The organism is Streptomyces vilmorinianum (assembly GCF_005517195.1).
Taxonomy (GTDB): domain Bacteria; phylum Actinomycetota; class Actinomycetes; order Streptomycetales; family Streptomycetaceae; genus Streptomyces; species Streptomyces vilmorinianum.
In genome coordinates this window covers 5,509,426-5,534,594 of the sequence record NZ_CP040244.1, presented here as the reverse complement: position 1 = coordinate 5,534,594, position 25,169 = coordinate 5,509,426, and the positions used below count along the sequence as shown (strand labels likewise).

The following is a 25,169-nucleotide window of genomic DNA, read 5'->3' as shown; positions in this document are numbered from 1 at the left end:
CGATCGCTTGACCGACTGATTTTCTGTTTGGTTTTTGAGTGTTGGGATTCCGTGTGCCGAAACTGTCCGTCATCGTGCCGTTCCACAATGTCGGGCTCTACGCCCCCGACACCATGCGCAGCCTCGCGAACAACGCGGATCCGGACTTCGAGTTCCTGCTGATCGACGACTGTTCCACGGACGAGACACCCCACGTTCTCGACCGCTGGCAGGACCGCGTTCCGAACGCCACCGTGATCCGCCACGAGACGAATCTGGGCGTGGCCCAGGCGCGCAACACCGGCCTGGACGCGGCGACCGGGGAGTACGTCACCTTCCTCGACGGCGACGACTGGTACGCCCCCGGCCACCTGCGCGCCATGGTCGACGGCATCGAGACGCTGGGCTGCGACTTCGCCCGCACCGACCATGTGCAGTCGACCGGACCGTCGCGCAGCATCCGGTACGCGCCCGCCCGGCAGCGCGACACGGTGATGAATCCACGCGACGGAATCGCACCCGCCAGCATGGTGACGATGGTCGATTATCCGTTCGTCCCGTTCGGTATCTACAGCGGCCGGCTCTTCGAGAACGGCGCCTCGCGATTCGAGACGAAACTGCGTACCGCCGAGGACCGGCTGTGGATCTGGCGTCTTCATCTGAAAGCCACGACCTATGCGGCTCTCAGTCTCCACGGGGTCTTCTACCGGCGCGGCGTGACCACCTCGCTCACGCAGATCACCGACAACCGCCAGCTGGATTTCATTCCGTCGTACGATCTGCTGCTCGAAGAGGTGTCCCAGGACGCCGAGGCGGACCGCTTTCTGCCGAAGGCGGTGCGCACCTACTGCGCCATGATCGCCTTTCACATGGGCAAGGCCGACCAGTACGAGCCGGCCGTGACCAAGCGACTCAAGCAGAACGTCACCGACGCCCTGCGGCGGATGCCGCAGCAGGTGCTCGACGAGACGCTGGCGACGATGGACACCAAGCGCAGCACGCTGCTCCGCGGCCTGCGTGCCACCGGAAAGGCGGCCTGACCCATGACTGCGAACCCGCGTACCCAGATCTTCCAGGTCTCCACGCTGTACGGCGCGGCCACCCTGGCGGCGGCCCTCGACGCCGGTCAGTTCGGCGCCCGTGAGAACGCCCGGCGGATCCTGCTCGTGTCGAACAACGCCGAGATCCCGGAGACCGCGCTGCGGCTCGACACGATGACCGGCTACGACCGGATCGCCGCCCGGTTCGACGAGACGATCGACTGGAACGAGGCCATCCACCCCCACCACCCCAGCTCCTGGGCGCCCCGCCCGGAGGAGGCCCCGCTGTGGCAGCGGGTGTTCCGGACGGCGTGGGAACTGGGCGCCGCCCCCGTCGAGTTGATCGTCGAATCCATTCAGGTCAACCCCGCCAAAGCGCTCGCCGCGGTCTTCGCCGAGAGCACCGTCCAGCTCTACGCCGACGGTCTCATGAGCTACGGGCCGACGCGTGACGAGCTGCCGCAGTCGATCGCCTGCCGCATCCGGCGCCTGCTCCACCTCGACCTGGTGCCCGGACTGCGTCCCCTGCTGCTCGCCGAGTACGGCGTCGAGCCCGAGCTCGTACCCGACGAGTCCTTCCGCGCGGTGCTCGCGGAGATCGCCGAGGCGGCCGAGGACGACCGGCAGGTCACCGAGGCGGTCGCGGCCGCGCCCACCGCCCTCCTCCTCGGCCAGTACCTCGCCGTGCTCGGCATCCTCACCGCCGAAGAGGAGGAGGAGCTGCACGTCCGCATGTTGCGCGGAGCCGCGACGGCCGGACACACCTCGGTGATCTTCAAACCGCATCCGACCGCGCCCGCCCGCTACTCGCTCGCCCTGCACGAGGCGGCCGAGGAGGCAGGCGTGCGGCTGACGGTCCTGGACGGTCCGCTGCTGGCCGAGACCTTCTACGAGCGCTGCCGGCCGCGGCTCGTCGTCGGCTGCTTCTCGACGGCGATGCTCACCGCGGCCGTCTACTACGACGTCCCCATCGCCCGGGTGGGCACCGGCACGGTCCTGGAGCGGCTCAGGCCGTACGAGAACAGCAACCGCGTGCCGCTGACCGTCGTGGACCACATCGTGCCCGACCTGGAGACGGGGGAGGGCCCCGTCGTGCCCGGCGCCGCGCCGGACACCCTGGCGCCGCTGGTCCGGGCCGTGGGCTACTGCATGCAGCCGAAACTCCACCCCCTGCTGCGCGAGGAGACCGCGCGGCTCCTCGACGCGCACCGGGGAGGCGAGCACCCGGCGCGGTCCCTCCAGCGGTACTTCCAGCGGGAGCGGCTGACCGAGCTCGGACTGCCCGGCGGCGACGCCCCTGGGCCCGCGGCCCGGCTGCGCCGGAGCCTGGCCAGGAGCGGCAGGAGCTGAAGCCCGGGGGTCTGCCCCCCGCGTCAGCCGCCCGCCGAGCGGACGATCGTGAAGACCGCTCCCTCCGGGTCCGCGACGAGCGCGAGCCGGCCCTCCGTGCGCCGGCCCGCCGTTCCCTCCCAGGGCGGCCGCAGCACCCGGCCGCCCAGCTCGGTGACCAGGCGGGCGGCCGCGTCCGTGTCGGCGACCTCGAAGTACGTCATCCAGTGCGGGCCCCGGTCGCGCGGGAGCTCCGTGCCCACGCCGTGCAGGGACGCCACCGGGCGACCGTCGACATGGAGGGTGAGGAAGTCGACGTCGGGGGAGACGACCGGCTCGGCCTCGTACCCGAACACGGTCCGGTAGAACTTGCCGACCGCCGAGGCCTCGTACGTCAGGAGCTCGTTCCAGACCGGTGTCCCTGGCGGGCCCGCGGCCGCGATGCCGTGGTGCAGCTCGGCCTGCCAGATCCCGAAGACGGCGCCGGTCGGGTCCGAGCAGATCGCCATCCGTCCGGCCTCGGCGGCGTCGATCGGGCCGACGGCGACCGTTCCGCCGCAGCAGCGGATGGTCTCCGCGGTCTCGTCGGCGTCGTTCGTGGCCAGGTAGGTGGTCCAGGCGACCGGCAGATGCCGGTCGGGCGGCAGCTGGCCGATGCCGGCCACTTCCTTGCCGTCGAGCAGTGCGCGGACGTACGGGCCGAGCTGCTGCGGGCCGGGGACGAACTCCCAGCCGAAGAGCGCGCCGTAGAACTCCTGCGTCGCGTCAATCCCATGCACCATCAAGCTCACCCAACAGGGTGTACCGGGTGTGCGCCGAGTCGCCTCGGTCATCGTCACTCTCTCCTCGGACCATCGTCGTGGCCGTACGGGGGGACAAGGCGTGCGCACGAGTGCGTACGGCGGTGGGAGCGGGGCTCTCGGGTTCCGCAGCGGATTCCTGCCCGCCGTCCACCTGCCGTACGCGCGCCTCGGTCGCGCGCCCCGTGCAGATGCTTGCACCACCGGGCGCGCGGTGCGCCACGGCCGCGCCGTTTTTTGGCGCGATCCCGCAGGAGGATGCCTGGTTGTCGATCCGGTTTCCCGGCCGCCGTCCGGTGTCGTCCGCTCCGCCGTCGCTACGGCGTGGTTCGTCGCCGCGCGTGCTGCGCGAGGATGGCACTCATGAAGCCCATCATCACCGCAAGCGAACTCGTGAGCGAGTCGGCCGGGGCGAGGCCCCCGGTACTGCTGGACGTCCGCTGGCAGCTCGGCGGCCCGCCCGGGCTGCCCGCGTACGAGGCCGGACACATCCCCGGCGCGGTCTATGTCGACCTGGACGCGGAACTGGCCGGTCCGCCCGGCAGCGGCGGGCGGCACCCGCTGCCGGACGTGGCGGCCTTCGGAGCGGCGATGCGCCGTGCGGGCGTCTCGGCGGACACCCCGGTCGTCGTCTACGACGGCGGCCTCGGCTGGGGCGCGGCCCGGGCCTGGTGGCTGCTGCGCTGGAGCGGGCACGCGGACGTACGCGTCCTGGACGGGGGCCTCGCGGCGTGGACGGCGGAGGGCCACGCGCTGTCCCAGGAGACCCCGCTGCCGCGGCCCGGCGACTTCGCGCCGAAGCCGGGCGCCCTCGGGCTGCTCGACGCGGACGAGGCGGCGGCGCTGGCCCGCTCCGGCCTGCTGCTCGACGCGCGGGCGGGGGAGCGCTACCGGGGCGAGGTGGAGCCGATCGACCCGGTCGCCGGCCACATCCCCGGCGCGGTCTCGGCCCCGACGACGGAGAACGTCGACGAGGAGGGCCGTTTCCTGCCCGCGGAGACGCTGGCGGCGCGCTTCTCCGCGCTGGGCGCCCGTGCGGACGGCGCGGTCGGCGTCTACTGCGGTTCCGGCGTCTCCGCCGCGCACCAGGTCCTCGCCCTGGAGATCGCGGGCTTCCCCGCGGCCCTCTACGCCGGTTCCTGGTCGGAGTGGTCCCACGACCCGTCCCGCCCGGTGGCGACGGGCCCGGACCCGGCGTAGCGCCGCGAAAAGGGGCCCGCGCCTTCCCGGCGCGGGCCCCTTTCCCGTACGGACGTCAGTCCTGCTTCTTCCTTCGCGTGCCGAAGACGATCTCGTCCCAGCTCGGGACCGCCGCTCGGCGGCCCGGGCGGACGCCGTCCGCCTCGGCCTGGCGGTCCGTGGTGCCCGTCAGACGGTCGCGGTGGCCCGAGACAGCCCGCGGCATGAGGACGTCGGCATAGGCCGAGCCCGCGCCGGCCGAGGCCGCGGGAGCCGGGGGCTCCTCCGCCTCGGTCTCCTCGGAGGGTTCGGCCGAGGAGGGCTCCGGGCTCAGGTCCGGAACGACCATGTCCCCGCGGAAGCTCGGCACCGCCTCCAGGAGGCTGGTGAGCGAGTCCCGCTCGTCCTCCGGCTCGGAGGACGGAGCGGGCCGATCCGGCTGCCGGTCCATCTGCCGGTCCAGGGCACGGTCCAGCGGCCTGTCCCGCGGCAGCCGGGCGATCCGGGGCACGAACGGGAAGCTGGGCTCCGGCGCGGCGGCGATCGTGTCGTCCGTCTCGCCGATCAGCGAGCGCGCCTCGTCGTCCACGGCCTGGACGAGCCGCCTGGGCGGGTCGTACGTCCAGCTCGCGGTGTGGACCTCGCCCGCCACCCGGTAGACGAGCAGCACCTCCCACGTGCCGTCGTCACGGCGCCAGGAGTCCCACTGCACGGTGTCCTTCTCGGCGCCGCGCAGCAGCAACCGCTCCTGCACCGCCTCGCCGAGCTGAGGTCCGGTGTTCTCCCCGGGCCGGCGTACGGGAGTCTTGCGCGCCCGCTCCGCCATGAACGCCCGCTCCGCGAGCACGGGGCCCTCGAAGCGCCGCACGCGGTCGACGGGGATCCCGGCGAGCTGGGCGACCTCTTCCGCCGACGCACCGGCACGTATACGCGCCTGGATGTCGCGGGGACGGAGGTGGCTCTCCACCTCGATCTCGATCTGACCGAGTCGGGCGCGGTCGTTGCGCACGGCGGCGCGCAGCCGCTCGTCGATCGGAAGCGTGTACTCCGTGCTGTCAGCAGCCTTCAGCACCAGTCGTGTGCCGTCGTTGGAGACGGCCACGACACGCAGTTCGGGCATGGGGACCTCCCGGGTGGTGCCTGCCGACGTCACGTGCGTCGCTGCTTCCGCTAGTCGAGTGTGGCCTGCCCGGGTGCAGCCTGCCACAACCTTGCCGAGTTGCCCGGCGTGTCGGGCATGGACCCTGGAACGCCGTTATGGCACGGTTACCTATTTGCCACGCAGAGTGACCGGTCGTCACGCTGTGCATCAGGCGCCCGTGCGGTGCCGCGGCGCCGCCGGTTCGAGTGCCGCTGCCGGCCCCCTCCCGAAGACCCCGGGCACCCTTGCGGGAGCCCGGACCCAGGGCTCGCCACAGTACTCCATTCGGGCCACCTGGGTGGACCGGCGCGCCGCCCAACTTCTCCGACGGTACGGGAGTTGAGTCTCCGCGATCCCTGTCATCACGTGTCGCTCTTCACAGAAACTCCAGAATCGGAACCATTCACTTCGCCCATTTGTCCCTTGTGGGTGGATGGTTGAACAGATGAACAGGCAAGGGGCGGGTATGGATCAGGGGAAGAAGGGCGAGAAGGGTGAGAAGAAGAAGCTCGACCTGAGCGTCGCGCAGGTGTCGGGCAGCGCGATCGCCGCCGTCGTCGCCGCCAAACTCGCCTCCACCCTCGGCGTGTACGGCACGATCCTGGGCGCCGGTGTGATCAGTGTCATCGCGACCTGCGGCGGCTCTGTCTTCCAGCACCTCTTCAAGCGCACGGGCGAACAGATCCGGGAGGTCGCCGTCCACGCCGAGCCGTCGAACGCGGCCCGGCGGACGGCCCGGCGGACCGCCAGGCACACCGCCCCCGACCGCACACAGGTGCTCACGACCGTCGGCGGGCCCGTACCACCGCCGTACGAGGAGGAGTTCGGCGAGGCCACCACGCACGGCACCCGCGTCCGCGGCTGGAAGCGCTCCACGGTCGGCGCCGCACTCGTCTTCCTGGTCGCCATGGGAGGCATCACCGCCTACGAACTGATCTCGGATCAGGACTTCAGCGGCACCAGGGGAACCACGACCTTCGGTTCGGTCGTCCGTGGCGGTGGGGGAGACGCCACGAGGCCGAGCGAGCCGGCGGGCGGCGACGAGCAGGCGGAGCGGCGGAAGGGCGACACCGGACGGTCCCCGGACGCCGGACAGGACACTCCCGTACCCGAACCGACGCCCTCGCGGTCGACCGGTGGTGACCCGACGCCCACGCCGACACCTCCGACGACACCGACATCGACGCCCTCCACCCGGACGCCCACCCCGACCGCGTCGGGGACTCCGTCCGGTGACACCGACACCGACACCGGTGCCGCCGTCCAGGAGACCCCGCCGGCCGAGTGACCGTCAGTCGCCCAGCACCCGCCGCAGATAGTCGTTGGCGAAGAGGCGGTCCGGGTCGAGACGGTCGCGCAGCGCCGTGAACTCGGCGAAGCGCGGATAGACCTCGGAGAAGTACGAGGCGTCCCGGGTGTGCACCTTGCCCCAGTGCGGCCGGCCGCCGTGCGCGGTCATGATGCGCTCCACCGCGGTGAAGTACCCGCGGTGGGGCGTCCCCTTGTAGAGGTGCACGGCGATGTACGCGGTCTCCCGCCCCGAGGCGGTGGAGAGCGCGATGTCGTCGGCCGGGGCCGTGCGCACCTCCACCGGGAAGCTCACCTTCAGCGGCGAGGCCTCGAGCATCGCCTTCAGTTCGCGCAGCGCCGCGACGGCCGCCTCGCGCGGAAGCGCGTACTCCATCTCCAGGAAGCGCACCCGGCGCGGGGAGGTGAAGACCTTGTACGGGATGTCGGTGTACGTACGGGCCGACAGCGCGCGACTGGAGATCTTGGCGATCGACGGGATGACCGGCGGGACCGCGCGGCCCAGCGAACAGGCGAGCTGGAAGACCCCGTTGGAGAGCAACTCGTCGTCGATCCAGCCGCTGACCCGTCCGGGCGGCGCGGCGGGGCCTGCACTGCGGTTGTTGCGCTTGGTGTTGCAGTTGTCGGTGTGCGGGAACCAGTAGAACTCGAAGTGCTCGTTCTCCGCGTGCAGCGCGTCGAACTCCGAGGTGACCCGGTCGAAGCTCATCGGCTCCTCGCGCGCGGTGAGCAGGAAGACCGGCTCCACGGCGAAGGTGATCGCCGTGACGACCCCGAGCGCGCCGAGCCCGATCCGGGCGGCCGCGAAGACCTCGGGATTCTCCTTCTCGGAGCAGGTCATCAGCCGGCCGTCGGCCGTGACCAGCTCCAGCTCCCGGATCTGGGCGGCGATCGAGGCCGAGTCGCGCCCCGTGCCGTGCGTCCCGGTGGAGGTGGCGCCGGCGACCGTCTGCTCCATGATGTCGCCCATGTTCGTGAGCGACAGGCCCTCGCGGGCCAGCGCCACGTTGAGGCGCTTGAGCGGAGTGCCGGACTCCACGGTCACGGTCATCGCCTCGCGGTCGATCCGACGGATCCCCGTCAGCAGGTGCGGGCGGATCAGCACCCCGTCCGTGGCGGCGATCGAGGTGAAGGAGTGGCCGGTGCCGACCGTCTTCACCCGCAGCCCGTCCACCGCCGCCTTCCTGACGACGTCGGCCAGCTCCTCGGCCGAGGCCGGGCTGACCTCCCGTACCGGACGGGAGGTGACGTTGCCCGCCCAGTTACGCCACGGGCTGTCCGCCGTCCTGGTGCTCCCCGCGCTCTCCGACCGCCGTGACCGCCCCATCGTCGTACCGCTCACGCTGCCCCTCCCGTGTCGGCGCCGGCCTGCGCAGCCGGCGATACCCCAGGAGACCCACCAGGACCGCGAGCGCACCCGACACGACGGGCACCACGTACCCCGCCTCCGCACCCGACGCGTCGACCACCCAGCCGGCGGCCGAGGAGCCGAGCGCCACACCGATCGCGAGCCCGGTTCCTGTCCAGGTCATGCCCTCGGTCAGCTTGGTGCGCGGTACGTGCGCTTCGACGAGGGCCATGGTGGTCACCATCGTCGGCGCGATGGACAGGCCCGCGACAAAGAGCGCCACGGCCAGCAACGGCAGGTTCCCGGCCAGTAGGAGGGGGATCATACTCACGGCCATCGCGCAGACACCCACCAGCCATGTACGGGCCGGCTCGCCCTTGACGTGCAGCAGCCCGAACACGGCGCCGGCCAGGCAGGAGCCCAGCGCGTAGACGGCGAGCACGAGGCTCGCGGCGGCCTTGTGGCCCTGCTCGTCGGCGAAGGCGACCGTCACCACGTCCACCGAGCCGAAGATCGCCCCGGTGGCGACGAAGGCGAGGGCCAGAACCTGCAGGCCAGGGGAGCGGAGCGCCGAGCCACCGGACGTGCCGTCGCTCGGGTGCGGCTCGGGTTCGGTGGCGCTCAGCGAGGTCAGCCAGAAGACGCCGATGGCGAGGAAGACGGCGGCGAAGAGCGGTCCCGCCTCGGGGAACCAGATCGTCGACAGACCGATCGAGATGATCGGGCCGAAGATGAAGCACACCTCGTCGACGATCGACTCCCACGCGTACGCGGTGTGCAGTCGGCGGGCCTCGCCGCGGTAGATCTGCGCCCAGCGCGCCCGGGTCATCGCGCCGAGGCTCGGCACACAGCCGATGACGGCGGTGAAGACGAACAGGGTCCAGTCCGGGGCCTTCTGCTGGACGCAGACCAGCAGCCCGGCGGCCGCGACCAGCGACGCGAGAGTGACCGGGCGCAGCACACGGCGCTGGCCGTAGCGGTCGACCAGCCGGGAGACCTGGGGGCCGAGCACGGCGGCCGACATCGCCATGGTCGCGGAGAGCGCCCCCGCGAGTCCGTACCGCCCCGTGACCTGGGAGATCATCGTGACGATGCCGATGCCCATCATGGACAGCGGCATCCGGCCGATGAAACCGGCGACCGAGAAGGATCTGGTGCCGGGCGCCGCGAAGATCGCGCGGTAGGGACTGGGCAAGAGGATCTCCGGGCGTTGGCTCAACACGTGTAATTAATAGCTAAAGCCTACGGTGTTGAACTGGATCGGTCAGCCACTTTTTCGGACGGGCCGCGCCGTGGGCTGTCACAGGCGGGTGGGAGGATCAATGCCATGTCCGATCAGCACGATCCCGCCCCGTACGACGCTCTTCTGCTGCTCTCCTTCGGCGGCCCCGAGGGCCCGGACGACGTGGTCCCCTTCCTGGAGAACGTGACCCGCGGCCGAGGCATCCCCAAGGAACGGCTGAAGGAAGTGGGGCAGCACTACTTCCGCTTCGGCGGCGTCAGCCCGATCAACGACCAGAACCGCGCGCTGCTCGCCGCGCTGCGCGAGGACTTCGCGGGGGCCGGGCTCGACCTGCCGGTCTACTGGGGAAACCGGAACTGGGCGCCGTATCTCACCGACACCCTGCGGGAGATGGTCACCGACGGCAGGCGCCACATCGCCGTGCTCACCACCAGTGCCTACGCCTCGTACTCCGGCTGCCGACAGTACCGCGAGAACCTCGCCGACGCGCTCTCGGAGCTGGAGGCGGAGGGACTGCCGCTGCCCCGGGTCGACAAGCTCCGGCACTACTTCAACCATCCCGGCTTCGTGGGCCCCATGGTCGAGGGGGTGCTCGCCTCGCTCGCCGAGCTCGACGAGTCCGTCCGGGCCGGCGCCCATCTCGCCTTCACCACCCACTCGATCCCCGACTCCGCGGCCGACTCGTCCGGTCCCGTCGGTGACCACGGCGAGGGCGGGGCCTATGTGAAGCAGCACCTGGACGTGGCCCGGGTGATCGTCGACGCGGTCCGCGAGGAGACCGGCGTCGCGTACCCCTGGCAGCTCGTCTACCAGTCCCGCAGCGGCGCCCCGCACATCCCGTGGCTGGAACCGGACATCTGTGACCACCTGGAGGGGCTGTACGGCGCCGGGGTCCCGGCCGTCGTCATGGTCCCGATCGGGTTCGTCTCTGACCACATGGAGGTCCTCTACGACCTCGACACCGAGGCCACCGCCAAGGCCGCCGAACTGGGGCTCCCGGTACGCCGCTCGGCGACCGTGGGTGCGGACCCCCGGTTCGCGGCGGCCGTGCGGGACCTCGTCCTGGAACGGGCCGCGAGCGAGCGGGGGCTCAGGACCGAGCGCTGCGCCCTCGGCGCCCTCGGGCCCTCCCACGACCTCTGCCCGATCGGCTGCTGCCCGGCACGGGCGGAACGGCCCGCGGCGGCCGGCGCCGACAGCCCGTACGCCTGAGGAGCGCTTGTGACCGAGCCCATGACCGACCCCCTGCTGACCGAACTGCTCGACCTCGCCCTGGAGGCCGGGCGCAGGGCCGGCGCGCTGCTGCGTGACGGCCGGCCGGACGACCTGACGGTGGCCAAGACCAAGTCCAGCCCCATCGACGTGGTCACCGAGATGGACATCGCCGCCGAGAAGCTGATCACCGGTTTCCTCTCCGAGCACCGGCCGCACGACGGCTTCCTCGGCGAGGAGGGCGCGGCCAGCCCCGGCACCAGCGGAATCCGCTGGGTGATCGACCCCCTCGACGGCACGGTGAACTACCTCTACGGCCTGCCGACCTGGGCCGTCTCCATCGCCGCCGAGCGGGACGGAGAGACCGTCGTCGGAGTGGTCGAGGCGCCGATGCGGCGCGAGACGTACCGGGCGGTGCTCGGCGGCGGTGCGTACGCGGGCGAGCGCCGCCTCGCCGTGCGGCCCGCGCCCCCGCTGGACCAGGCCCTGATCTCCACCGGCTTCGCCTATGTCCAGACCCGCCGCGCCCACCAGGCGGACATCGCCCAGCGCATGATCCCGCGGCTGCGTGACATCCGCCGCGGCGGATCGGCGGCCATCGACCTCTGCGACGTCGCCGCGGGCCGGCTCGACGGCTACTACGAGCGCGGGCTCAACCCCTGGGACCTCGCGGCCGGTGACCTGATCGCCCGCGAGGCGGGCGCCCTGACCGGTGGACGGCCCGGAGAGGCCCCGTCGGGCGAGCTGGCCGTCGCGGCCCCGCCCGGTGTCTTCGAGCCGCTCCAGGCGCTTCTGGAGGAGTTCGGCGCCTGGCACGACTAGCGGGTCCGGGCCGGCGGTCCGGGCCGGCGGTCCGGGCCGGCGGTCCGGGCCGGCGGTTCGGGGCAGCGGTTCGGGCCTGGGACCCGGCCGCCGGGTCCGCGCACGTGAGAGGGCCCCGGTGTCGTCGACACCGGGGCCCTCTCACGTCCTGGGGTCAGGCGCCGGCGGCGCTGACCTCCACGCCATGCTCGGCGGCCAGGCGGTGCAGGTCGTCGAGCTCGGCCTGCTCGACCTCCGCGAGGAAGTCGTCGCCCGTCTCGCGTGCCCGTGTGAGGTCGGTCTGCGCAGTCCTAATGCGCTGCAGCAGTCCTGCGGTGAAAGCGTCCATCGTGCGCCCCCTCGTCATGGGTCGGTGGCACGGGGGTGTGCCGAGGGTGGGTGGATCACACGCTGCGGCCTCTGGGGGACAGAGGGGCTCGTGGCGTGCCACAACAGGGCGTGATCGCGGGGTGTGCAGACGTCCTCCCCAGGAGATTCCTCACAGAAACCTCAACTGGCCCGTGATTCCGGTGAATTCTTCGCACGCCCCCCTCCGCCCCCACGCATGCGCCCACGCGCCCCCTGGCCCTCCCGGCGCCCCCGGACTCCTCTCGTACGCCGCCTTACAGCCGGTTTACGCGCGTCCGGGGCAGGATGGATACGCACAGTCAGTGCTCATGAACCGCCCGGTCCGCGTTGGGGCAGGGGCTCGCAGGAAGGATGAACGACGTGCGCGTACTCGTCGTCGAGGACGAGCAGCTGCTCGCCGATGCGGTGGCCACCGGACTGCGCCGGGAGGCCATGGCCGTCGACGTCGTGTACGACGGCGCCGCCGCCCTGGAGCGCATCGGGGTCAACGACTACGACGTCGTGGTCCTCGACCGCGACCTCCCCCTGGTCCACGGCGACGACGTCTGCCGCAAGATCGTCGAGCTGGGGATGCCCACCCGCGTCCTGATGCTCACCGCCTCCGGCGACGTCAGCGACCGCGTGGAGGGCCTGGAACTCGGTGCGGACGACTACCTCCCGAAGCCCTTCGCCTTCACCGAGCTCACCGCGCGCGTGCGCGCTCTCGGCCGGCGGACCACCGTGCCGCTGCCGCCCGTCCTGGAGCGCGCGGGGATCAAGCTCGACCCGAACCGCCGCGAGGTCTTCCGCGAGGGCGAGGAGGTCCAGCTCGCGCCGAAGGAATTCGCGGTCCTGGAGGTCCTGATGCGCAGCGAGGGCGCGGTCGTCTCGGCCGAGCAGCTCCTGGAGAAGGCCTGGGACGAGAACACCGACCCGTTCACGAACGTCGTACGGGTCACGGTGATGACCCTGCGCCGCAAGCTGGGCGAGCCGCCTGTCATCGTCACCGTTCCCGGCTCCGGCTACCGGATCTGACCCGGTGGCCGCGACTCCCGCGCCTCCTCAGGCGCCCCCGAAGCCGACCTGGGACCCCCGGGACCCGGTCCGACCGCTGCTGCGTCCCACGATCCGTATACGGCTCACGCTGCTGTACGGCGGGATGTTCCTGATCGCCGGCATCCTCCTGCTGTCGATCATCTACCTGTTCACCGCGCAGGTGCTCAACGTCAGCGTCTCCGAGCTGCCCTTCAAGGTGGTCACCGGCCAGGTCCAGCCGACCACCTCCTGGTGCCGGCTGCCCGAGTCCGGTACCGGCGAGCAGCTCAACGAGGCCGTCTCCGCCTGTCTCCAGCACCAGCGGGACCTGGCGCTCGACGACCTCCTGCGCCGCTCGCTCTTCGCCCTGCTCGGCCTGAGCATCATCGCCTTCGCCTTCGGCTACGCCATGGCCGGCCGGGTGCTCTCCCCGCTGGGGCGGATCACCAGGACCGCCCGCCAGGTGGCCGGATCCGACCTCGCGCGCCGCATCGAGCTGGACGGCCCGGACGACGAGCTCAAGGAGCTCGCGGACACCTTCGACGAGATGCTGGAGCGCCTGGAGCGTGCCTTCACGGCCCAGCAGCGGTTCGTCGCCAACGCCTCGCACGAGCTGCGCACGCCGCTGGCGATCAACCGCACGCTCCTGGAGGTCCACCTCTCCGACCCCGGGGCACCGGTGGAGCTCCAGCAGCTCGGCAAGACCCTGCTCGCCACCAACGAGCGCAGCGAGCAGCTGGTGGAGGGCCTGCTGCTGCTGGCCCGCAGCGACAACCAGATCGTCGAGCGCAAGCCCGTGGACCTCGCCGAGGTCGCCTCGCGCGCCATCGACCAGGTGCACGGGGAGGCCGAGGCCAAGGGCGTGGAGATCCGCGGCGAGCGAGGCCCGGCCGTCGTCCAGGGCAACGGCGTCCTGCTGGAGCGCATCGCCCTGAACCTGGTCCAGAACGCCGTGCGGTACAACGTGGCGGAAGGAGGCTGGGTGGAGGTCACCACCGAGACCCAGCACGGCCAAGCGCTCCTGGTGGTCTCGAACACGGGGCCCGTGGTCCCCGCGTACGAGATCGACAACCTTTTCGAGCCATTCCGGCGGCTGCGTCAGGAGCGGACCGGCAGCGACAAGGGGGTCGGCCTCGGCCTGTCGATCGCGCGATCCGTCGCGCGTGCCCACGGGGGCCGTATCATCGCGGAGCCCCGCGAAGGCGGTGGTCTCGTGATGCGTGTCACTCTCCCGATCTGACACACTTCGGGTACCAGCCGGTTCCGTTCGCTTTGCGCGGAATTTTCTGGTCCTGTTCCTGAGACGCTCATGTGTGATCGATCACAGGGACGCGCATCCGCCTCTCCACTCTCCGTGATCGAGAATTCCATAGGAAAACCCGGAAAAGTCCGGGTTTCCGGGGCCCTGGATGACGGGAAGTACACGGGGTGGCGCCCGTGAAGGACGGCAGGTGGACCGTGTACGGTCCCGTTCGCCACCCAAACCCGATCACTCGTGAGAGGGCGAATTGGGTGTCGATTGAGTAACAGACCTTGATGTGAGGCAAAATCTCCGCCTCGGGTCGGGCACAAGTCCGGCCTCTCACGCGTTACGTGCGCTGGAGACACCGCAACCACCCAGAGGGGGAGAGCGACATGGCAACGGATTACGACACCCCACGCAAGACCGATGACGACGTCGATTCGGACAGCCTTGAGGAACTGAAGGCCCGCCGGAACGACAAGTCGACCTCGACGGTCGACGTCGACGAGTTCGAGGCCGCGGAAGGCCTGGAGCTGCCCGGCGCGGACCTCTCGAACGAGGAGCTCGCCGTACGGGTCCTGCCCAAGCAGGCCGACGAGTTCACCTGCATGAGCTGCTTCCTCGTGCACCACCGCAGCCAGCTGGCTCGGGAGAAGAACGGTCAGCCGATCTGCCGCGACTGCGACTGAGATCGGTCGGCCGTGGCAGGCGACACACCGTCTCGGAAGCGGCGCTTCCGGCTTCCCGGGAGGCCGGAGGCGTATCAGGGCGGCTCAGGCCCGGCGGAGGGTGCCCACGAGGCCCCCCATGCCGAGCAGACCGCCCTCCTGCCCTCCCCCGGCGCACGTGACGACGGGCGAGGCCCCTCGGCCTCGCTCGAAGCAGTCGTGACACCGGACCCGGTGGAACGGGAGGCCCCGCGCGACGGGCGCCGTCTCGACGCCGTCAAGCGCGTCGCCAACCCGGCGCGCGTCCAGCTGGACCGTATGAAGCTCGACCGCGCGCGGATCGACGCCGTCAAACGCGGCGTGAAGCGTGGCGGCGAGGGCGCCAAGGCCGGCATCGGCTATCTCGCCGACCGGATCATCGAGATCGCCCCGCGCGTTCCCGTACGGGACCTCGCGACCCTTCGCAAGCACTTCCCCGGGCTCGGCCCCGAGCAGATCGCCGACAAACTCGTCGCGGGCGCCTCCAACGCCAGCTCGACCGTGGGCGCCGGCATCGGCGCCGCCGCCATGCTGCCCATGCCCCCCGCCATGCCCGCCGAACTCGCGGCGGAGATCACCGGAGTCGCCGCGATCGAGCTCAAGCTCATCGCCGAGCTGCACGAGGTGTACGGACTGCGGCCGCCCGGCGGGCTCACCCAGCGCTCGACGGCCTATCTGACCTCCTGGGCGGAGGAGCGGGGCATCGACCCCATGAAGCCGACCACCGTCAACGCGGCGCTCGGCGGACAGCTCAAGCGTGAGCTGCGCCAGCAGATCACCAAGCGCATGGTGCGCAACCTGCCGAACCTGATGCCGTTCATGGTCGGCGCCGCCGTCGGCGCGGTCATGAACCGCCGCGACACCAAGAAGCTCGCCGAGCACGTCCGCAAGGATCTGCGGGCGCGCCAGGTGCCCTGGGAGGCCCTGGAAGGGCTGCCCCCGCTGGAGCAGCCCGAGAACCCCAAGGAGATCGGCTTCTAGCCCGCCGTGCCCGCGCTCCGCGCGCTCTCGGCGTCCGCTGTGCTCTCGGCCTGCGCTGCGCTCTCCGCGCGCGCCGCCTCCAGGGCAGCGACCAGGCCCTCCGGGTCACGGGTGGAGAGATAGACGTACGGCGTCGGGTCCGCCGGGTCGGTGACCTCGACGCGGACCGCGCCCGGGACGTAGCTGCGCAGCACCATGAAGGCGCGCGGATCGGCCTTGAACGTGCGCCAGGCGCGCGCCTCCTCCGCGTCGAGCGCCTCGGGCGTCCCCAGCGCCGGGACCGGGATCCGCGCGTCGCCCGCGACCAGCGAACCGGCCACCACCCGGATCCGGGCGGAGCCGTACGAGGACACGGCGACCGCCGCCAGCGCCCCCGCCGCGATCAGCCCGCCCAGGATCGGGACCGTACCCAGCGGGAACATGATCAGACCGCCGGACAGGCCCAGCAGAGCCGCGATCACCCACCAGGAGCGGGGAGCGGTCAGACGTTCGTCGAAGCGCGGCACGGAGGACGATGCGGAAGGCTGCATACGTCCAAGCTTGGCACGGCGCGACCTGCGCCTGGCCTCGCGGGTAAGGTCTGCGGCTGTGACTGCAACATCTGCCGCCCTCACCCCGCCGGCCGACGCCATACCGCCGGTACGCCACCCCGACGCGCCCGCTCCCGGCGAGCTGCTCGGCGCGCACTACGAGTTCTGCTTCGGGTGCGGCGGCGGGCAGCCCCACGGTCTCCACCTGGAGGCCAGGGCCGGCGACGGCGTGAGCGTCACCGCCGAGTTCACCGTGACCCCCGACCACCAGGGCGCCCCCGGCCTCGCGCACGGCGGCGTCCTCGCCACCGCGCTCGACGAGACCCTCGGCTCCCTGAACTGGCTGCTGCGGGTCATCGCCGTCACCGGACGGCTGGAGACCGACTTCGCCCGGCCCGTCCCCGTCGGCACCGTCCTGCACCTGGAGGCCCAGGTCACCGCCGTGCACCGACGCAAGATCTACTCGACCGCCGTCGGCCGGATCGGCGGGCCCGACGGCCCCGTCGCCGTCCGCGCCGACGCCCTCTTCATCGAGGTCAAGGTCGACCACTTCATCGACAACGGCCGCCCGGAGGAGATCCAGGCCGCCATGTCCGACCCCGACCAGGTCCGGCGCGCCCGCGCCTTCGAGGTGAACCCCTGATGCGCAACCCTGTCGACGTACTGATCCGGCGCCTGGACCCGGACGTCCCGATCCCGGCCTACGGCCACCCCGGCGACGCCGGTGCCGATCTGGTGACCACCGAGGCGGCCGTCCTGGCCCCCGGAGAGCGGATCGTGCTGCCCACCGGGGTCTCCATCGCCCTGCCCGACGGCTACGCCGCGTTCGTGCACCCGCGCTCCGGCCTGGCCGCTCGCTGCGGAGTAGCCCTCGTGAATGCCCCGGGGACGGTGGATGCCGGGTACCGTGGAGAGATCAAGGTGATCGTGGTCAATCTCGACCCGCGCGAGAGTGTGCGGTTCGAACGGTTCGACCGGATTGCCCAACTGGTCGTCCAGCAGGTCGAGAAGGTGCGCTTCCACGAGGTCGCGGAGCTTCCCGGCTCGGCGCGGGCCGAGGGGGGCTTCGGGTCCACCGGCGGTCATGCCGCCGTGGACGGCACAACGGGTGGGAATCGATACGCTTCGGTCGTATCCGACCGGGAAGGACAGTGACGTGTTCGGACGTCGCAAGAAGAGCGGTGCCGCTGTGGACGCAGCGGGCGAGGCCGAGCAGGTCGTCGACGAGGTCGACACTGACGACACGGCCGACGCGCCGCGTCGGGTGAACCTTCCGCCGGCGCCCCGGCCCGACGGACCGTGGGACATCTCCGAGGTCTCCAAGCCCGAAGAGGGCCGGGTGGACCTGGGCGGCATCTTCGTGCCCGGAGTCGAGGGCATGGAGCTGCGGGTCGAGGTGGCGGGCGACGCGATCGTCGCGGCCACGGTGGTGCTGCGCGACAGCGCCGTGCAGCTGCAGGCCTTCGCCGCACCGAAGAAGGAAGGCATCTGGGGCGAGGTCCGCGAGGAGATCGCCTCCGGCATCACCCAGCAGGGCGGTGTCATCGACGAGGTCGAGGGCCCGCTGGGCTGGGAGCTGCGTGCCCAGGTCCCCGTACAGCTGCCCGACGGCAACCGCGGCGTGCAGCTGGTGCGGTTCGTGGGTGTCGACGGCCCCCGCTGGTTCCTGCGCGGAGTGATCTCCGGCCAGGGCGCGGTGCAGCCGGAGGCCGCCGGTCTGCTGGAGCAGATCGTCCGGGACACCGTGGTGGTCCGGGGCGAGGGCCCCATGGCCCCGCGCGACCCGATCGTCCTCAAGCTCCCGAACGACGCGCAGATGGTGCCCGAGGGTGTCCAGCAGGAGGAGCAGGAGGGCTCGCGCTTCTCCGGAGGCATGGGCCAGCTCCAGCGCGGACCGGAGATCACCGAGGTCCGCTGAGCCCCACGAGCGCAAGACCGGTGGGCCGTGCCCCGTACCTCTCGTACGGGACACGGCCCACCGGCGTTTCCCGGACGCTGGCCCGGCGGCCGCCCCCCGGCCCATACTGACGGGCGCACATGTGCGACGAGGGGGAGGCCAGGGATGAGTGAGAGCAGCGCGCGGTCCGGCACGGCGGTGGCCGAGGACCCGTCCGGCGGACCCATGGTCCGCGTCGAGAACCTCCGCCGCTCGTACGGTACGGGCACGGCGGCCGTCCACGCCCTGCGCGGCGTCTCCTTCGACATCCCGCGCGGCGAGCTCGTCGCGCTCAAGGGCCGCTCGGGCTCCGGCAAGACCACCCTGCTCAACCTCGTCGGCGGCCTGGACAGCCCGGACGACGGCCGGATCACCATCGGCGGGACGGACCTCGCCGAACTCGGCGAGAACGGTCTCCTGGAGCTGCGCCGGGACCGGATCGGGTTCATCTTCCAGTCCTTCGGGCTCATCCCCATCCTGACCGCGGCGGAGAACGTGGGCGTACCCCTGCGGCTGCGCAAGGCCGACCCGAAGGAGCGCGAGGAGCGGGTCGCCCTCCTCCTCGCCCTCGTCGGCCTCGCCGACCACGCGGCCCAGCGCCCTGGCGAGCTCTCCGGCGGCCAGCAGCAGCGCGTGGCCATCGCCCGCGCCCTGGCCAACAAGCCGGCCCTGCTGATCGCCGACGAGCCGACGGGCCAGCTCGACGCCGAGACCGGACTCGCGGTGATGGAACTCCTGCGCGCGGTGGTCCGCAGCGAGGGCGTGACGGCGCTGGTGGCCACGCACGACGCCCAGCTCCTCGGTCTCGCCGACCGGGTGCTCGAACTCGGCGACGGCGAGATCATCGAGCGCTGAGGGCGCGCCCCGGCCCCATCAGGATCACGTCAATACGGCTCCGGGGCCCTCCCTCTCATGCAGTATGTCCGTTTCGCTGGACGTAAGGTCTTGGGCATGGGACGCGGCAAGCTACGGATCTACCTCGGTGCGGCGCCGGGCGTCGGCAAGACGTACGCGATGCTCTCCGAGGGGCACCGGCGCGTGGAGCGCGGCACGGACGTCGTCGTCGCGTTCGTGGAGCACCACGACCGTCCGCGTACGGAGGTGATGCTGCACGGCCTGGAGCAGATGCCGCGGCGCACGCTGCAGTACCGGGGCGCCACCTTCACCGAGATGGACGTGGACACGGTCCTGGCCAGGAAGCCGGCCGTCGCCCTCGTGGACGAGCTCGCCCACACCAACGTGCCCGGCTCGCGCCACGGCAAGCGCTGGCAGGACGTCGAGGAACTGCTCGCCGCCGGCATCGACGTCATATCGACGGTCAACATCCAGCACCTCGAATCCCTGGGCGACGTCGTCGAGGCGATCACCGGCATCCGGCAGCAGGAGACCGTCCCCGACGAGGTCGTCCGCCGCGCCGACCAGATCGAGCTCGTCGACATGTCCCCGCAGGCCCTGCGCCGCCGCATGGCCCACGGGAACGTCTACAAGCCGGAGAAGGTCGACGCGGCGCTGTCGAACTACTTCCGGCCCGGAAACCTGACCGCGCTGCGTGAGCTGGCGCTGCTGTGGACCGCGGACCGGGTGGACGAGTACCTCCAGCAGTACCGCGGCGAGCACAACATCCGCTCCACCTGGCAGGCGCGCGAGCGGATCGTCGTCGGCCTCACGGGCGGCCCGGAGGGCCGGACCCTGATCCGGCGCGCGGCCCGGCTGGCCGAGAAGGGCGCGGGCGGTGAGGTCCTCGCCGTCTACATCGCCCGCAGCGACGGGCTGACCGCCGCCTCCCCGAAGGAACTCGCCGTCCAGCGGACCCTGGTCGAGGACCTCGGCGGCACGTTTCACCACGTCATAGGCGACGACATACCCTCCGCCCTTCTGGAGTTCGCCCGGGGCGTCAACGCGACCCAGATCGTCCTCGGCTCCAGCCGCCGCAAGCCCTGGCAGTACGTGTTCGGCCCCGGCGTCGGACAGACCGTCGCCCGCGAGTCCGGCCCCGACCTCGACGTCCACATCGTCACCCACGAGGAGGTCGCCAAGGGCCGCGGACTGCCCGTCGCCCGCGGCGCCCGTCTCGGACGCTCCCGGATGATCTGGGGCTGGCTCGTCGGCCTCGCGGGCCCGGCCCTGCTCACCCTGCTGCTCACCCATGTCGCCGCCGACCTCGGCCTGGCCAACGACATGCTGCTGTTCCTGGGGCTGACCGTGGCCTCGGCGCTGCTGGGCGGGCTCCTTCCGGCGCTCACGTCGGCGGCGTTCGGCTCGCTCCTGCTCAACTACTTCTTCACCCCGCCGCTGCACCTGTGGACCATCGCCGACCCCCGGAACATCGTCGCCATCGCCGTCTTCTTCGCCGTCGCCGTCTCCGTGGCCTCGGTGGTCGACCTCGCGGCCCGGCGCACCCAGCAGGCCGCCCGGCTGCGCGCCGAGTCCGAGGTCCTGTCCTATCTCGCCGGAGGCGTGCTGCGCGGGGAGTCCAGCCTGGAAGCCCTGCTCGAACGCGTCCGGGAGACCTTCTCGATGGAGTCGGTCGCCCTGCTGGAGCGCGCGAGCGACGTCGAGCCGTGGAGCTGCGCGGCGAGCGTCGGCCAGCGCCCGGTCGGCCGCCCCGAGGAGGCGGACGTGGACATGCCGGTCGGCGAGCACCTCGCCCTCACCCTCAACGGTCGCGTGCTGCCCGCCGAGGACCGCCGGGTGCTCGGCGCCTTCGCGGCCCAGGCCGCGGTCGTCCTGGACCGGCAGCGGCTCGTGGGGGAGGCCGAGGTGGCGCGCAAACTCGCCGAGGGCAACAAGATCCGTACGTCGCTGCTGGCGGCGGTCAGCCATGACCTGCGTACCCCGCTCGCCGGCATCAAGGCCTCGGTCACCTCCCTGCGCTCCGACGACGTCGAATGGTCCGAGCAGGACCAGGCCGAACTCCTCGCCGGCATCGAGGAGGGCGCCGACCGGCTCGACGCCCTCGTGGGCAACCTCCTCGACATGTCCCGGCTCCGGACCGGCACCGTCACCCCGGTGATCCGCGCCGTCGACCTGGACGAGGTCGTCCCCATGGCGCTGGGCGGGGTTCCCGACGGCAGCGCCGAGCTGGACATCCCCGAGAGCCTGCCGATGGTCGAGGTCGACAAGGGGCTCCTGGAGCGGGCCGTCGCCAACATCGTCGAGAACGCCGTGAAGTACAGCCCGGCCGGTGTGCCGGTGGCCGTCTCCGCCAGCGCCCTGGGCGACCGGGTCGAGCTGCGGGTCGTCGACCGCGGGCCCGGGGTGCCCGACGAGAGCAAGGACGGCATCTTCGAACCGTTCCAGCGCTTCGGGGACGCCCCGCGCGGCTCCGGCGTCGGGCTCGGGCTCGCGGTCGCCCGCGGCTTCGTCGACGCCATGGGCGGCAGCATCACCGCCGAGGACACCCCGGGCGGCGGCCTGACCATGACCCTGACCCTCAGGGCCGTCGCGGGGCCGCTCCCGGAGCCGGCCACCGGCCCGGCGGCCCGGGTCGCCCTGTGACCGCGCCGGACCCCCGGACGTACGGACGCCGGACCCCCGAAGCACAGACAGAGAGAAGGATGCCCTCGATGACCCGGGTTCTCGTCGTCGACGACGAGCCACAGATCGTCCGCGCGCTGGTGATCAACCTGAAGGCGCGCAAGTACGAGGTCGACGCGGCGCCCGACGGCGCCACCGCCCTCCGGCTCGCCGCCGAGCGCCATCCCGACGTGGTCGTCCTCGACCTCGGACTGCCCGACATCGACGGCGTCGACGTCATCAAGGGCCTGCGCGGCTGGACCCGGGTGCCGATCCTGGTGCTCTCGGCACGGCAGACCTCCGACGAGAAGGTCGAGGCGCTCGACGCGGGCGCCGACGACTACGTCACCAAGCCGTTCGGGATGGACGAGCTCCTGGCCCGGCTGCGCGCCGCGGTCCGCAGGGCCGAGCCGGTCGGCGGCGGCGAGGAGGGCGTGGTGATGGTCGAGACGGAGGGGTTCACGGTCGACCTGGCCGCCAAGAAGGTCAACCGGGACGGCCGCGACGTCCGCCTCACCCCCACCGAGTGGCACCTGCTCGAAGTCCTCGTGCGCAACAGCGGTCGGCTGGTCAGCCAGAAGCAGCTCCTGCAGGAGGTCTGGGGGCCGTCGTACGGCACCGAGACCAACTACCTGCGGGTCTACATGGCGCAGCTGCGACGCAAGCTGGAGGCCGATCCCTCGCATCCGCGGCACTTCGTCACCGAGCCGGGCATGGGCTACCGCTTCGAGCGCTGACAGGGCCTGGCGGGGCGCGGACAGCCCGTCCGCAGCGGGCGGTTCCCGTGTCGGCGGGGGCCGGTACGCTTTCTGTATGAGTGCTGCACCGCGTACAGAGAAGCCGGCCGGACGGTTCCGACGGCTGCTCGACCGGCTGTCCACCTCCCAGGAGGAGCTGGAGTCCGCCGAGCTCCAGGAGGACGCCGAGGCGACGGGCTGCACACGCATCTGTGACTGCTCCGACCGCCAGATAGTCAAGGTGACTGGTACCTTGCGCACGGTCACTCTGCGTCCTCGGGCGGGTGTGCCCGCCCTCGAGGCCGAGCTGTTCGACGGTACGGCCCCGCTGGACGTGGTGTGGCTGGGCCGGCGGTCCATCGTGGGCATCGAGCCGGGCCGCAAGCTGATCGCCTCCGGCCGGATCTCCATGAGCCACGGCCGGCGGGTCCTCTTCAACCCCAAATACGAGCTCCGACCGCTCGGACAGGAGTAGCCGGTGACGTCGTTCGACAAGCCGACGACGGATCAGGACGCCCAGGACAGCCAGGGCGCCCAGGAACCCCGGGCCTCGAAGGAGGTCACCGAGGCAGCGTTGTTCGAGGCCTTCGGCGGCCTGCGGGGCATGATCGAGACGGTCCTGCCCGGCCTTCTCTTCGTCACGATCTTCACCATCAACAAGGACCTGCACATCTCGGCGATCGCGGCGCTCGCGGTCTCCCTGGTCCTCGTCGCCGTACGGCTGATCCGCCGGGACACCGTCAAGCACGCGTTCAGCGGGGTCTTCGGCGTGGCGTTCGGTGTCGTCTTCGCGATGATGACCGGCAACGCCAAGGACTTCTATCTGCCGGGCATGCTGTACACGCTGGGCCTCGGCCTCGCGTACATCATCACCACGCTCGCCGGTGTGCCGCTGATCGGCCTGATCCTGGGCCCGGTCTTCAAGGAGAACCTCTCCTGGCGGACCCGCAACCCCGGCCGCAAGAAGGCGTACGCGAAGGCGAGCTGGGCGTGGGGCCTGATCCTGCTCGGCAAGTGCGCGATTCTCTTCCCGCTGTACTGGTGGGCCGACACGACCCAGTTCGGCTGGGTGCTGGTCGCGCTGAAGATCCCGCCCTTCCTGCTCGCCGTGTACCTGACGTGGGTCTTCCTCGCGAAGGCGCCGCCGCCGATCGACGTCTTCGCCGAGATGGAGGCCGAGGAGGCCGCCGAGAAGGCCCGCAAGGCGGCCGCGGCGCAGCAGCCCGAGGCGTAGCCACCGTCAGGCGCGTATGCGGGTACGTACGGGGAAGGGCCCGGGACCTCGACAGGTCCCGGGCCCTTCCCCGTACGCGTATCTCTTCGTACGCGTATCCCTTCGGCTCGTGTCCTCAGTTCGCCGACGACTCGTCGCCGCGGCGGACCGAGAGCAGGTCCTCCAGCTGCTCCTCGCGCGCCTGGGCGGCCACGAAGAGAAGCTCGTCGCCCGCCTCCAGGGTCTCCTCCGGGCCCGGCGTCAGCACCCGCGAGCCGCGGATGATCGTCACCAGGGAGGTGTCCTGCGGCCAGGCCACATCGCCCACCGACGTCCCCGCGATCGCCGACTCCGGCGGAAGCGTCAGCTCCACCAGGTTCGCGTCACCGTGGCTGAAGCGCAGCAGCCGGACCAGGTCGCCGACGCTCACCGCCTCCTCGACCAGGGCCGACATCAGACGCGGAGTCGACACGGCGACGTCCACGCCCCACGACTCGTTGAAGAGCCACTCGTTCTTCGGGTTGTTCACCCGCGCGACGACGCGCGGCACGCCGTACTCGGTCTTCGCGAGCAGCGAGACGACCAGGTTCACCTTGTCGTCACCGGTGGCCGCGATCACCACGTTGCAGCGCTGCAGCGCCGCCTCGTCCAGCGAGGTGATCTCGCAGGCGTCGGCCAGCAGCCACTCCGCCTGCGGCACCCGCTCCACCGAGATGGCGGTCGGCGCCTTGTCGACCAGCAGGACCTCGTGCCCGTTCTCCAGGAGCTCGCCCGCGATGGAACGGCCCACCGCACCCGCGCCCGCAATAGCGACACGCATCAGTGACCGCCCTCCTCAGGCCCCTCGGCGAAGGCCGCCTCGACCTTGTCGACCTCGTCCGTACGCATCATCACGTGCACGAGGTCGCCCTCCTGCAGCACCGTCTGCGAAGTGGGGAGAACCGCCTCACCCAGCCGGGTGAGGAACGCGACGCGCACACCCGTCTCGTCCTGCAGCCGGCTGACCTTGTGACCGATCCACGCGGGGGAGGCGTGCACCTCCGCGAGCTGCACCCCGCCGCTCGGATCGCTCCACAGCGGCTCCGCGCCGGACGGCAGCAGCCGGCGCAGCATCTGGTCGGCGGTCCAGCGGACCGTGGCGACCGTCGGAATGCCCAGCCGCTGGTAGACCTCGGCGCGCCGGGGGTCGTAGATCCGGGCCGCCACGTTCTCGATGCCGAACATCTCGCGCGCGACCCGCGCCGCGATGATGTTCGAGTTGTCGCCGCTGCTCACCGCGGCGAAGGCGCCGGCCTCTTCGATCCCCGCCTCGCGCAGCGTGTCCTGGTCGAATCCGACGCCCGTCACACGCCGGCCGCCGAAGCCGGAGCCGAGACGGCGGAAAGCCGTCGGATCCTGGTCCACGACGGCGACGGTGTGCCCCTGCTGCTCGAGGGTCTGCGCGAGAGCGGCTCCCACTCGCCCGCAGCCCATGATGACGATGTGCACGTCCCCTTACCCCGCACTCCTGATCGTCTTGCTGACCTGCGAATACACCCTGCTC

Annotated in this window: 26 protein-coding genes; 18 read left to right on the top strand and 8 right to left on the bottom strand. The window is 71.5% G+C overall.

Annotation, left to right across the window (positions count from 1 at the left end):
- Positions 1-53 precede the first annotated feature (53 nt).
- Complete coding sequence (locus tag FDM97_RS25700; protein ID WP_137992847.1) at positions 54-1,019, top strand: glycosyltransferase family 2 protein; 966 nt, start codon at positions 54-56, stop codon at positions 1,017-1,019.
- 3 nt (positions 1,020-1,022) lie between these two features.
- On the top strand, positions 1,023-2,369 hold the full coding sequence (locus tag FDM97_RS25695) for a polysialyltransferase family glycosyltransferase (RefSeq protein ID WP_137992846.1): 1,347 nt from the start codon (positions 1,023-1,025) through the stop codon (positions 2,367-2,369).
- Positions 2,370-2,392: 23 nt separating this feature from the next.
- On the opposite strand, the gene FDM97_RS25690 is transcribed toward FDM97_RS25695, so the two are convergent.
- Positions 2,393-3,181: a VOC family protein gene (locus tag FDM97_RS25690; RefSeq protein ID WP_137992845.1), complete on the bottom strand. Its 789-nt coding sequence runs from the start codon at positions 3,179-3,181 to the stop codon at positions 2,393-2,395.
- 330 nt (positions 3,182-3,511) lie between these two features.
- Between FDM97_RS25690 and FDM97_RS25685 the strand changes: the two genes are divergently transcribed.
- Complete coding sequence (locus tag FDM97_RS25685) at positions 3,512-4,348, top strand: sulfurtransferase (protein ID WP_137992844.1); 837 nt, start codon at positions 3,512-3,514, stop codon at positions 4,346-4,348.
- Positions 4,349-4,403: 55 nt separating this feature from the next.
- Here the strand turns inward: FDM97_RS25685 and sepH are convergent, their stop codons facing one another.
- On the bottom strand, positions 4,404-5,447 hold the full coding sequence (gene sepH / locus FDM97_RS25680) for a septation protein SepH (protein ID WP_137992843.1): 1,044 nt from the start codon (positions 5,445-5,447) through the stop codon (positions 4,404-4,406).
- A gap of 487 nt (positions 5,448-5,934) precedes the next feature.
- Between sepH and FDM97_RS25675 the strand changes: the two genes are divergently transcribed.
- Positions 5,935-6,756 carry a hypothetical protein gene (locus FDM97_RS25675; RefSeq protein WP_254705757.1) on the top strand — a complete coding sequence of 274 codons (822 nt, stop codon included), beginning with the start codon at positions 5,935-5,937 and terminating at the stop codon, positions 6,754-6,756.
- 3 nt (positions 6,757-6,759) lie between these two features.
- Here the strand turns inward: FDM97_RS25675 and FDM97_RS25670 are convergent, their stop codons facing one another.
- Complete coding sequence (locus tag FDM97_RS25670) at positions 6,760-8,103, bottom strand: D-arabinono-1,4-lactone oxidase (RefSeq protein ID WP_137995028.1); 1,344 nt, start codon at positions 8,101-8,103, stop codon at positions 6,760-6,762.
- Positions 8,039-9,319: an MFS transporter gene (locus FDM97_RS25665; RefSeq protein ID WP_137992841.1), complete on the bottom strand. Its 1,281-nt coding sequence runs from the start codon at positions 9,317-9,319 to the stop codon at positions 8,039-8,041. The genes FDM97_RS25670 and FDM97_RS25665 overlap by 65 nt, the downstream gene beginning before the upstream one ends.
- A 132-nt stretch (positions 9,320-9,451) precedes the next feature.
- Between FDM97_RS25665 and FDM97_RS25660 the strand changes: the two genes are divergently transcribed.
- Together FDM97_RS25660 and FDM97_RS25655 are read left to right on the top strand one after the other, a co-directional pair.
- Positions 9,452-10,579 carry a ferrochelatase gene (locus tag FDM97_RS25660; RefSeq protein ID WP_137992840.1) on the top strand — a complete coding sequence of 376 codons (1,128 nt, stop codon included), beginning with the start codon at positions 9,452-9,454 and terminating at the stop codon, positions 10,577-10,579.
- A 21-nt stretch (positions 10,580-10,600) separates the two neighbouring features.
- Complete coding sequence (locus FDM97_RS25655; RefSeq protein WP_137995027.1) at positions 10,601-11,401, top strand: inositol monophosphatase family protein; 801 nt, start codon at positions 10,601-10,603, stop codon at positions 11,399-11,401.
- Between the two features lie 154 nt (positions 11,402-11,555).
- Here the strand turns inward: FDM97_RS25655 and FDM97_RS36030 are convergent, their stop codons facing one another.
- The gene (locus FDM97_RS36030; RefSeq protein ID WP_175439235.1) at positions 11,556-11,729 is read right to left on the bottom strand and encodes a hypothetical protein; all 174 of its coding nucleotides are present in this window, start codon (positions 11,727-11,729) and stop codon (positions 11,556-11,558) included.
- Positions 11,730-12,109: 380 nt separating this feature from the next.
- Between FDM97_RS36030 and FDM97_RS25650 the strand changes: the two genes are divergently transcribed.
- The 4 genes from FDM97_RS25650 (at position 12,110) to FDM97_RS25635 (ending at position 15,694) form a co-directional block, all read left to right on the top strand.
- Positions 12,110-12,763 (top strand): response regulator transcription factor, encoded by a 654-nt coding sequence (locus tag FDM97_RS25650; RefSeq protein ID WP_137992839.1) that lies wholly within the window; start codon positions 12,110-12,112, stop codon positions 12,761-12,763.
- Positions 12,764-12,767: 4 nt separating this feature from the next.
- Entirely contained in the window at positions 12,768-14,003 is a 1,236-nt protein-coding gene (locus tag FDM97_RS25645; RefSeq protein WP_137992838.1) for a sensor histidine kinase, read from the top strand.
- A 395-nt stretch (positions 14,004-14,398) separates the two neighbouring features.
- Positions 14,399-14,695, top strand: coding sequence for a DUF4193 domain-containing protein (locus FDM97_RS25640; protein WP_003955561.1), 297 nt, complete (start codon positions 14,399-14,401; stop codon positions 14,693-14,695).
- A 12-nt stretch (positions 14,696-14,707) separates the two neighbouring features.
- A complete protein-coding gene (locus tag FDM97_RS25635) occupies positions 14,708-15,694 on the top strand; it encodes a hypothetical protein (protein WP_137992837.1) in 987 nt (328 codons plus the stop codon).
- Here FDM97_RS25635 and FDM97_RS25630 read toward each other — a convergent pair.
- Complete coding sequence (locus tag FDM97_RS25630) at positions 15,691-16,224, bottom strand: DUF3093 domain-containing protein (RefSeq protein WP_137992836.1); 534 nt, start codon at positions 16,222-16,224, stop codon at positions 15,691-15,693. The genes FDM97_RS25635 and FDM97_RS25630 overlap by 4 nt on opposite strands.
- 58 nt (positions 16,225-16,282) lie before the next feature.
- Between FDM97_RS25630 and FDM97_RS25625 the strand changes: the two genes are divergently transcribed.
- The 8 genes from FDM97_RS25625 (at position 16,283) to FDM97_RS25590 (ending at position 23,647) form a co-directional block, all read left to right on the top strand.
- Complete coding sequence (locus FDM97_RS25625; RefSeq protein WP_137992835.1) at positions 16,283-16,867, top strand: PaaI family thioesterase; 585 nt, start codon at positions 16,283-16,285, stop codon at positions 16,865-16,867.
- A complete protein-coding gene (dut, locus tag FDM97_RS25620; protein ID WP_137992834.1) occupies positions 16,867-17,379 on the top strand; it encodes a dUTP diphosphatase in 513 nt (170 codons plus the stop codon). Before FDM97_RS25625 ends, dut begins: the two co-directional genes overlap by 1 nt.
- A 1-nt stretch (position 17,380) precedes the next feature.
- Positions 17,381-18,142 carry a DUF3710 domain-containing protein gene (locus FDM97_RS25615; protein WP_137992833.1) on the top strand — a complete coding sequence of 254 codons (762 nt, stop codon included), beginning with the start codon at positions 17,381-17,383 and terminating at the stop codon, positions 18,140-18,142.
- Positions 18,143-18,286: 144 nt separating this feature from the next.
- The gene (locus FDM97_RS25610) at positions 18,287-19,015 is read left to right on the top strand and encodes an ABC transporter ATP-binding protein (RefSeq protein WP_137992832.1); all 729 of its coding nucleotides are present in this window, start codon (positions 18,287-18,289) and stop codon (positions 19,013-19,015) included.
- A gap of 96 nt (positions 19,016-19,111) precedes the next feature.
- Complete coding sequence (locus FDM97_RS25605; protein ID WP_137992831.1) at positions 19,112-21,658, top strand: sensor histidine kinase; 2,547 nt, start codon at positions 19,112-19,114, stop codon at positions 21,656-21,658.
- 68 nt (positions 21,659-21,726) lie between these two features.
- Positions 21,727-22,413, top strand: a complete 687-nt coding sequence (locus FDM97_RS25600) for a response regulator (protein ID WP_137992830.1) — start codon at positions 21,727-21,729, stop codon at positions 22,411-22,413.
- Between the two features lie 76 nt (positions 22,414-22,489).
- Complete coding sequence (locus tag FDM97_RS25595) at positions 22,490-22,888, top strand: OB-fold nucleic acid binding domain-containing protein (protein ID WP_137992829.1); 399 nt, start codon at positions 22,490-22,492, stop codon at positions 22,886-22,888.
- Between the two features lie 3 nt (positions 22,889-22,891).
- Positions 22,892-23,647 carry a DUF3159 domain-containing protein gene (locus tag FDM97_RS25590; protein ID WP_137992828.1) on the top strand — a complete coding sequence of 252 codons (756 nt, stop codon included), beginning with the start codon at positions 22,892-22,894 and terminating at the stop codon, positions 23,645-23,647.
- Positions 23,648-23,762: 115 nt separating this feature from the next.
- Here the strand turns inward: FDM97_RS25590 and FDM97_RS25585 are convergent, their stop codons facing one another.
- Both FDM97_RS25585 and FDM97_RS25580 read right to left on the bottom strand, forming a co-directional pair.
- A complete protein-coding gene (locus tag FDM97_RS25585) occupies positions 23,763-24,446 on the bottom strand; it encodes a potassium channel family protein (protein WP_137992827.1) in 684 nt (227 codons plus the stop codon).
- A complete protein-coding gene (locus FDM97_RS25580) occupies positions 24,446-25,114 on the bottom strand; it encodes a potassium channel family protein (RefSeq protein WP_137992826.1) in 669 nt (222 codons plus the stop codon). The genes FDM97_RS25585 and FDM97_RS25580 overlap by 1 nt, the downstream gene beginning before the upstream one ends.
- Positions 25,115-25,169 lie beyond the last annotated feature (55 nt).

Excerpts from the sequence above, each read along its gene's own strand:
- FDM97_RS25695 (WP_137992846.1), top strand. The coding sequence starts at position 1,023 with ATGACTGCGAACCCGCGTACCCAGATCTTCCAGGTCTCCACGCTGTAC.
- FDM97_RS25690 (WP_137992845.1), bottom strand. The coding sequence starts at position 3,181 with ATGACCGAGGCGACTCGGCGCACACCCGGTACACCCTGTTGGGTGAGC.
- FDM97_RS25685 (WP_137992844.1), top strand. The coding sequence starts at position 3,512 with ATGAAGCCCATCATCACCGCAAGCGAACTCGTGAGCGAGTCGGCCGGG.
- sepH (WP_137992843.1), bottom strand. The coding sequence starts at position 5,447 with ATGCCCGAACTGCGTGTCGTGGCCGTCTCCAACGACGGCACACGACTG.
- FDM97_RS25675 (WP_254705757.1), top strand. The coding sequence starts at position 5,935 with ATGGATCAGGGGAAGAAGGGCGAGAAGGGTGAGAAGAAGAAGCTCGAC.
- FDM97_RS25670 (WP_137995028.1), bottom strand. The coding sequence starts at position 8,103 with ATGGGGCGGTCACGGCGGTCGGAGAGCGCGGGGAGCACCAGGACGGCG.
- FDM97_RS25660 (WP_137992840.1), top strand. The coding sequence starts at position 9,452 with ATGTCCGATCAGCACGATCCCGCCCCGTACGACGCTCTTCTGCTGCTC.
- FDM97_RS25655 (WP_137995027.1), top strand. The coding sequence starts at position 10,601 with ATGACCGACCCCCTGCTGACCGAACTGCTCGACCTCGCCCTGGAGGCC.
- FDM97_RS36030 (WP_175439235.1), bottom strand. The coding sequence starts at position 11,729 with ATGGACGCTTTCACCGCAGGACTGCTGCAGCGCATTAGGACTGCGCAG.
- FDM97_RS25640 (WP_003955561.1), top strand. The coding sequence starts at position 14,399 with ATGGCAACGGATTACGACACCCCACGCAAGACCGATGACGACGTCGAT.
- FDM97_RS25630 (WP_137992836.1), bottom strand. The coding sequence starts at position 16,224 with ATGCAGCCTTCCGCATCGTCCTCCGTGCCGCGCTTCGACGAACGTCTG.
- dut (WP_137992834.1), top strand. The coding sequence starts at position 16,867 with ATGCGCAACCCTGTCGACGTACTGATCCGGCGCCTGGACCCGGACGTC.
- FDM97_RS25610 (WP_137992832.1), top strand. The coding sequence starts at position 18,287 with ATGAGTGAGAGCAGCGCGCGGTCCGGCACGGCGGTGGCCGAGGACCCG.
- FDM97_RS25605 (WP_137992831.1), top strand. The coding sequence starts at position 19,112 with ATGGGACGCGGCAAGCTACGGATCTACCTCGGTGCGGCGCCGGGCGTC.
- FDM97_RS25600 (WP_137992830.1), top strand. The coding sequence starts at position 21,727 with ATGACCCGGGTTCTCGTCGTCGACGACGAGCCACAGATCGTCCGCGCG.
- FDM97_RS25595 (WP_137992829.1), top strand. The coding sequence starts at position 22,490 with ATGAGTGCTGCACCGCGTACAGAGAAGCCGGCCGGACGGTTCCGACGG.
- FDM97_RS25585 (WP_137992827.1), bottom strand. The coding sequence starts at position 24,446 with ATGCGTGTCGCTATTGCGGGCGCGGGTGCGGTGGGCCGTTCCATCGCG.